At 65.2% G+C, this 6,403-nt stretch carries 9 protein-coding genes; 7 read left to right on the top strand and 2 right to left on the bottom strand.

Annotated elements, in window-relative coordinates:
• The coding region (locus KBZ07_RS14725; RefSeq protein WP_254932312.1) for a DUF3479 domain-containing protein at window positions 1–1,006 on the bottom strand (1,006 nt) is incomplete at its 3' end.
• Window positions 1,007–1,113: 107 nt separating this feature from the next.
• On the opposite strand from KBZ07_RS14725, the gene dapB reads away from it, so the two are divergent.
• From dapB to KBZ07_RS14700, 5 genes are all read left to right on the top strand, one after another.
• Complete coding sequence (dapB, locus tag KBZ07_RS14720; RefSeq protein ID WP_254932311.1) at window positions 1,114–1,968, top strand: 4-hydroxy-tetrahydrodipicolinate reductase; 855 nt, start codon at window positions 1,114–1,116, stop codon at window positions 1,966–1,968.
• The gene (locus tag KBZ07_RS14715; protein WP_254932310.1) at window positions 1,968–2,615 is read left to right on the top strand and encodes a hypothetical protein; all 648 of its coding nucleotides are present in this window, start codon (window positions 1,968–1,970) and stop codon (window positions 2,613–2,615) included. Before dapB ends, KBZ07_RS14715 begins: the two co-directional genes overlap by 1 nt.
• An 82-nt stretch (window positions 2,616–2,697) precedes the next feature.
• A complete protein-coding gene (locus tag KBZ07_RS14710; RefSeq protein ID WP_094559328.1) occupies window positions 2,698–2,955 on the top strand; it encodes a high light inducible protein in 258 nt (85 codons plus the stop codon).
• A gap of 102 nt (window positions 2,956–3,057) precedes the next feature.
• Window positions 3,058–4,230 carry an FAD-dependent monooxygenase gene (locus KBZ07_RS14705; RefSeq protein ID WP_254932309.1) on the top strand — a complete coding sequence of 391 codons (1,173 nt, stop codon included), beginning with the start codon at window positions 3,058–3,060 and terminating at the stop codon, window positions 4,228–4,230.
• A gap of 28 nt (window positions 4,231–4,258) precedes the next feature.
• Entirely contained in the window at window positions 4,259–4,468 is a 210-nt protein-coding gene (locus KBZ07_RS14700; protein WP_106633024.1) for a DUF2949 domain-containing protein, read from the top strand.
• Here KBZ07_RS14700 and KBZ07_RS14695 read toward each other — a convergent pair.
• Complete coding sequence (locus tag KBZ07_RS14695; RefSeq protein ID WP_254932308.1) at window positions 4,459–4,983, bottom strand: adenine phosphoribosyltransferase; 525 nt, start codon at window positions 4,981–4,983, stop codon at window positions 4,459–4,461. The genes KBZ07_RS14700 and KBZ07_RS14695 overlap by 10 nt on opposite strands.
• A 41-nt stretch (window positions 4,984–5,024) precedes the next feature.
• Between KBZ07_RS14695 and KBZ07_RS14690 the strand changes: the two genes are divergently transcribed.
• On the top strand, window positions 5,025–5,567 hold the full coding sequence (locus KBZ07_RS14690) for a DUF3038 domain-containing protein (RefSeq protein WP_254932307.1): 543 nt from the start codon (window positions 5,025–5,027) through the stop codon (window positions 5,565–5,567).
• A 19-nt stretch (window positions 5,568–5,586) separates the two neighbouring features.
• Complete coding sequence (locus tag KBZ07_RS14685; protein ID WP_254932306.1) at window positions 5,587–6,183, top strand: DUF4335 domain-containing protein; 597 nt, start codon at window positions 5,587–5,589, stop codon at window positions 6,181–6,183.
• Window positions 6,184–6,403 lie beyond the last annotated feature (220 nt).

Here is a 6,403-nt window from a genome sequence, read left to right as displayed (position 1 = left end):
CCACCAATGGGAAGTCGGGGTTGAGCGGGTCGTAGAAGAAGGCATTCACCGGCTTGGTGAAATCGAGCCCGCCGCAGAAGACCGGAATCACGGTGGCGCCGCGATATTCCAGCTCCTGAATGATCGCCACGTAGTGAGCTTCATCGCCGGTGACGATGTGGCTGCGCTGGAGCACCAGGCCGATCACCGGACCATTGCGGGCCTGCTCGCTGAGATCGCCGCGGCTGGAATTCCAATTTAGATATTCCTTGAGATCTTCAAACATCCCCGGTGCCAGCGGGTGCCAGATGCCTAGGTCTGGGAATACCTCCGGCTCAGCCACAACCACCGCGGGCCGGTCGGCCGCCTCGCCAGAGCCTCCGCGGGGGAAGACGTACTTGTCGGCCAGCATCAACAGAAAATTCCGGAGATTGTCTGGCGTGCCGCCCAGCCAATACTGGAAGCTCAGCATGAAAGAGCGCGCATCTTGCGCCTTCTCCACCGGCAGGTATTTCAGAACAGTCGGCAAGGTATTGAGCAGCTTCAACATCGCGTCTTGGAAGCCAGCGCCGCCCGCTTCCTTGCGCTTTTTCATGAAGCTGGCAATGGCGCTCTTGCTTTGACCCAGCTGGGCCATCGAGAAGGTGCCGAGCTTGTTCAGTCGCATCACCTCCGGCATGGAGGGAAACACCACTGCTGCCTTGAGCCGATCGCGGTGCGGAGCCACTGCTTCCACCACCTTCTGAGCCAGATCTTCAATGAAGATCAGCGAAGCGATAAACACATCCGCCGCGGCCACGTCAGCCTGAAAATCGGCGTAGTTCTGGGGGTCGCGCAATTCCTCGATCAGGTAGCCGCTCAGCTCGATCGCCAGGGGGCCGTTCTGGGCATTGAGCGAGTTGGCGGCCTGGGTAAGGGCGTTTTGGTACTGGGGTTCGAGCACCACATAAACGGCCTTCATCACGGCACGGCCGTTCACGTCGCCGGGCGTAACGCGGCGGTTGGTGGAGCGAACCTGCGTGAACATCAGCGCCAATAAGGGGTTATTGGGGAATCTACGGATGTATCCGCCTTGATGCGAGGTCTTGCCCCACATGCCGCGCATAGGCTCGCTGCCAGCGCTTCTAGACCGCCATGGCTCCTGCACCCGATCCGGCCTCTGGGGCACCCATCCCCGTGGTGGTGGCCGGTGCCCTGGGCCGCATGGGCGCCGAGGTGGTGCGGTCCGTGCTTACGGCCCCCGATTGCACCCTGGTGGCCGCCATCGACACCACTCCTGACAAGGAGGGTGCTGACCTGGGCTTGGAGCTCGGCCTAGGCGAATTGGAGCTGGCGATCACCAGCGACTTCGAGGGGGCCATGTGCCAAGCCAGCCAGGCAGCGCGACAGGGCGGCGCCGCCGTGCTGGTGGATTTCACCCACCCCTCGGTTGTCTACGAGCACACCCGCGCCGCGATCGCCTACGGCGTGCACCCAGTGATCGGCACCACTGGCCTCTCGCCCGGGCAGTTGGCTGATCTGGCCGGCTTCGCCGAGAAGGCGAGTGTTGGCGGTGCCGTGATCCCCAATTTTTCAGTTGGCATGGTGTTGCTGCAGCAAGCCGCCGCCGCCGCCGCCCGCTTCTACGACTACGCCGAGCTCACCGAACTGCACCACAACCGCAAGGCCGATGCCCCCAGCGGCACCTGCATCAAAACCGCCGAGCTGATCGAGGAGCTGGGTAAATCCTTTAACCCCCAGCAGGTGGAGGAGCACGAAACCCTGGCGGGCTGCCGCGGCGGCCAGCGCGATAGCGGCCTGCGCCTGCACTCGATCCGCTTGCCGGGGCTGGTGGCCCACCAAGAGGTGATGTTTGGTGCTCCCGGCGAGACGTACACCCTGCGCCACGACACGATCGAGCGCTCCGCCTACATGCCCGGCGTGCTGCTCACAGTGCGCAAGGTGCGCCAGCTGGCTGGCCTGGTGTATGGCCTGGAGCGGCTGATCTGATGCTGCTTCCCTTGCGCCCCGGCGAGCTGCTGCGCCTGATCCCAGCGGTCGCCACCGGCCCACAGTTCAACGCCTGCACCGGCAATCCCCGCAAGGTGCTGCAGCGGGTGCTGATCTCGGTGATCGGCGCGGTGATTGCCCTATTGATCAGCCAAACCCTGCTGTTCTCCAGCCAGTTCGGCCCGGTATTCCTGGTGGTGGGCTTTGTGTTTGCCCTTTACCTGCTCTGGGGACCGATCCTCGAGGCGGGCCAGAAAAATTCCACCCTGCGCCGCTATCCGGCTGCAGCCCTGTTTGAAGGCCAGATTGCCGATCTCTATACCCGCGAAATCGTGGAGGAGCGCCGCGAACAGGCCAACAACGACGGCCGCCTGGAGCTGGTGGAAAACCGCCGCACCTGGCTCACCCTCGAGCTTGAGGACGAGGAGGGCTATCTCGGCAAGGTGCGCTTCCCCTTTGAAAAAAAGCACCAGCAGATTCGTGCCGGCATGGTTGTGCGGGTTTTGGTGCTGAGCGAGCGCAAGGATTTTTCTCAGATAGGAGCGATCAGCGACGCCTGGCTGCCCCAGCTCAAGCTTTGGGTTGGCGAATACCCCTTCCTGCTGCGACCGGCCTTTGAGGAGCTCTGCCTGAAGCGGTTCCGCTGAATCCAGGCGCAGCATTTTCCCAAGCCGCAGTTACAAGCTGCAATATTGCGTTACACTTCTGGAAAGCACGCGTCAGGTTTCCATGACTCAGACCACTCCTTCGATCGAAGCTGCCACCATCCGCGGCGCCACCGTAACCACCGAAGACGGCGGCCGCCTCAATGCCTTCGCCACCGAGCCCCGCATGGAAGTTGTGTCAACCGAAAGCGGCTGGGGCTTCCACGAGCGCGCCGAGAAGCTCAATGGCCGTATGGCCATGCTCGGCTTCATCGCCCTGCTAGCCACTGAATTCGCCCTGGGTGGTGAGTCCTTCACCCGCGGCCTGCTTGGCATCGGCTGATCTGCCGGCTCTCGCAACAGCCTGAGCCTTTGCTACACCAATTGCCGCAGCTCCTTGCTGCGGCTTTTTTGTGCCCGATCCCCGGGCTGATCCGCCATCGCCATGGTCGAGTCCAAACCGGTTCTGAGGGCCCTGGTGAATGGGGCGGGCCCCACCGGTGCCCTGACGGCCCTTGCCCTGGCGGACGCTGGCTGGCAGGTGCAGATCAGCGATCCCCTGCCCGCCGCTGTGCTGCTCGAGCGCAGCCGCGCCTACGCCTTCACCCATTCCAGCCAGCGCCTGCTGGAGCAGCTGGGGCTGTGGTCGGCTGTGCAGGCGCTGCTGGTTCCCTTCCGCTCCCTGCAGCTACTTGATCTGGCCACCCAGCGCCAGGTGCCTTTCTGCTTAACGGATCTGGGCTCGCGGCGGGCGGCGGCACCGGCGGCGGCCGTGGGCTGGGTGGGACAGCACCGGCCGCTGATGACCCTGCTGCTGGAGCGCCTGAGCGCCCATCCCGCCATCACCCTGGAGTTGGGCACGCCGCCGCCGCACGCTGCAGCCAAGCAGCCGCAGCACGACCTGATCGTGGCGGCCGACGGGCCCCACTCCCCTAGCCGCGAGGCCCTCGGCATTGGCGTGTTGCAGTGGGCCTATCGCCAAAACTGCCTCACCACCCTGGTGCAACTCCGCGGCAGTGCCGACGACCAGGCCTGGGAGCTGCTACGGCCCGAGGGGCCCTTTGCGGTGCTACCCCTGGGCGATGGTCTGTTCCAGCTGGTTTGGAGTGCCCCAGCCCAGCGCTGCCGCCAGCTTGAAAGCCTCGGCGATTCAGCCTTCCTTGATGCCCTGGCCGGTGCCCTGCCAGACCAGCTTCAGCCCGATGCCCTGCTCGACGATCCGCGCGCCGTCCCGGTGGCCCTGCTGCTGGCCCGGCGCCTGCACCGCGGCCATACGGTGCTGGTGGGGGAGAGCGGTCACCGCTGCCATCCAGTGGGCGGCCAGGGTCTAAACCTCTGCTGGCGCGATGTGGCCACCCTGCATTGCCTGGCCCGGCGTGCAGCGGCCGGGCGGCTGGCCGTGCACCGCTTGCCGGCGGCCTATGCAAGGCGGCGTTGGCCGGATTTGCTGCTCACCCTGCTGGCTACCGATCTGCTGGTGCGGTTTTTCTCGAATCGCTCGCCCCTGCTGCTGCCCCTGCGCCACCTGGCCCTGCTGCTGCTGGCCAAGCTTGCTCCCCTGCGCCAGCTCAGCCTGTCCGCCATGACCGATGGCCCTTGCCAGCTGCTGCGCCGCTGATCAGCATGGGCTATCCGGGGCCGCATGCATGGTGATCAGCACCAGTTCCCAACCGCCGCCTTCGGCGGCGCTGCTGCGTCTGCTGCGCAATCAATTCGGCCTGAGCGAGAGCGCCCTGGCCCTGGGATTGCGCCAGGCCCAGCAGGAGCAAGCGCCCCTGCCGGTGGTGCTGTGGCGCTTCGGGCTGATCAGCCTGGAGCAGTTCGATGCCCTGCTGAGTTGGCAGGATCAGGAATAGATGATCAGCGACTCCACGGGCTGATCTTCAGGCAGCTTGCGGCGCCCTTCCAGGGCCGCCAGTTCGGCCACAAAGCCGAAGCCACACAGTTCACCACCAGCCGCAGCCACCAGCTCGGCGCAGGCCGCAGCGGTGCCGCCGGTGGCCAGCAGATCGTCGATGATCAGCACCTTGGAGCCATCGGCCAGGGCATCGCTGTGGATTTCCAGACGGTCGCTGCCGTATTCGAGGGCGTAGTCCACGCCCGTAACTGCCCCGGGCAGCTTGCCGGGCTTGCGCACTGGCACAAAACCCAATCGCACGGCGGTGGCAAGGGCTGTGCCCACGATGAAGCCCCGCGACTCAATGCCCACGATCAGGTCGGGCTGCAGCCGCTCGCACACTGCGCTCAGCTGACGGATCACTTCCTGCCAGCCGTCCGGGTCGCGCATCAGCGGCGTGAGGTCGCGAAACAGGATGCCGGGCTTGGGAAAATAAGGCACATCGCGCACAAATTCCCGCAGGTCTGGGGCCATGAACGTGACGGTTGGGTGCACTTGCTGGCATCATCGCAGCCATGCCCCTTGATTCATTCGCTCCTGAATCGGCCGCCCGGCTTCCCCGCCGCGGCCTCGAACGCCTCGACCTGCTCTTGCTCAGCGCCGAGGCCCTCGACCTCAACGGCGGTGAGGCAATGGTGTGGATGAGCGAGCAGATGGGCTTCACCACCCTCTTCCCAAACCGGGTGGAACTGTGGAAAAGCCGCTGCACCAACCCCCTGCGCCGCACCACTCGCCGCGAAGGTCTGGAGCCAGCTGAAACCGACGCCCTAATCCGCATTCTTTGCGCCTTGGCAGACCGCCTCTACCCCCTGCTGCGCGGTCTGCTCTCCAGCGCCGAGCCGCCTGAAGTGCTCAGCGAGCGTTGGAACCTATTCCGCAGCCGCCTGGCCGATCTGGTACGCCAGCGCATGAACCTCCGTCGTGGTGGCGTGCAACTGTTGCTCGATCCCGAGTCAGGTGCCCGCCAGTCGCGGCTGCTGATCCAGGCCCTGGCCCTGGGCTCCGGGGTTGGCGGTTTTGAGCGGCTGCGCGCCAGCCTGCTGGATGCCCAGCCATGATCCAGCCCCTGAGCCTGCAATGAAGCAAGTACTGCAGTTCGACCAACTCAGCTGCCGCCTCAAGGTGGAGGGTCTGCCGGATGTGTCGGTCGGACAGAGCGGCCAGAACCTCGGCATCATCACGGGCTGGAGCTTGGCCTGGGCCGGTCGCCCCGAGCTTGAGGGCCGCAAGGAGCACCTGCTATCCCTGATGAAGGTGGTGCTGCCCTACGCCCGCTACCTGATCAGTGGTGTGCCGCGTCGCTTTGGCGCCGAGCCCGAGCCGGTGGAGATAGGTCCGGGGCCAGAGGGCGGCCATGGCCTGCTGCTGCGCAGTAGCCAGCCGGACACGCCCCCATTACAGCTCAATCTCGATGATGCCGAGCTGGCCGATCTGGTGCGGGTGCTGGATCAATTGCGCCTCGATTCGCGGCTGCAGTTGCCCCTGGAGCTGCCTGAGACCATGCCTCTGAAGGGCCGCGAGCTGCTGGAGCGCCGCCCCCTTGCCCAGCGCCTTGCAGCGCCGCTGGCAGGGCTGCTGGCTGTGGTCGTGGCCTCTGGGCTAGGGCTGCTGATACCAGAACCCAAGCCCGGGATAGAGCCAACGCAGCGTCCAGCTGCCGCCCAAGCTAAATAGCAGCTATTGACGTAACCGGTTAGCTGGTCACACTTGGGTATCGCTGAGAGAGTTTGAATTGGGTCCATGGCGGCGCTGACCTGGTCGGAATTGCGGATTCGGGTGGCTCGACTTGGGGCCTCCCTCGATGTGGTCGTGCGCAGTGCTCCGGAGGTTTGCGGGCTCAGCGGCGACGACTTCCGCATCTCCCTGCATCACGGCGGCCAGGGGGATTGCACCG

This window comes from Cyanobium sp. BA20m-14, assembly GCF_024346295.1.
The sequence above is the reverse complement of the archived record's forward strand: the minus strand, read 5'-3'. Positions and strand labels throughout refer to the sequence as shown.

Coding starts and splice junctions, on each gene's coding strand:
- KBZ07_RS14690 (WP_254932307.1), top strand. CDS start 5,025: ATGCCCCTTGATTCATTCGCTCCTGAATCGGCCGCCCGGCTTCCCCGC.
- KBZ07_RS14705 (WP_254932309.1), top strand. CDS start 3,058: ATGGTCGAGTCCAAACCGGTTCTGAGGGCCCTGGTGAATGGGGCGGGC.
- KBZ07_RS14710 (WP_094559328.1), top strand. CDS start 2,698: ATGACTCAGACCACTCCTTCGATCGAAGCTGCCACCATCCGCGGCGCC.
- KBZ07_RS14700 (WP_106633024.1), top strand. CDS start 4,259: ATGGTGATCAGCACCAGTTCCCAACCGCCGCCTTCGGCGGCGCTGCTG.
- KBZ07_RS14715 (WP_254932310.1), top strand. CDS start 1,968: ATGCTGCTTCCCTTGCGCCCCGGCGAGCTGCTGCGCCTGATCCCAGCG.
- KBZ07_RS14685 (WP_254932306.1), top strand. CDS start 5,587: ATGAAGCAAGTACTGCAGTTCGACCAACTCAGCTGCCGCCTCAAGGTG.
- dapB (WP_254932311.1), top strand. CDS start 1,114: ATGGCTCCTGCACCCGATCCGGCCTCTGGGGCACCCATCCCCGTGGTG.
- KBZ07_RS14695 (WP_254932308.1), bottom strand. CDS start 4,983: ATGGCCCCAGACCTGCGGGAATTTGTGCGCGATGTGCCTTATTTTCCC.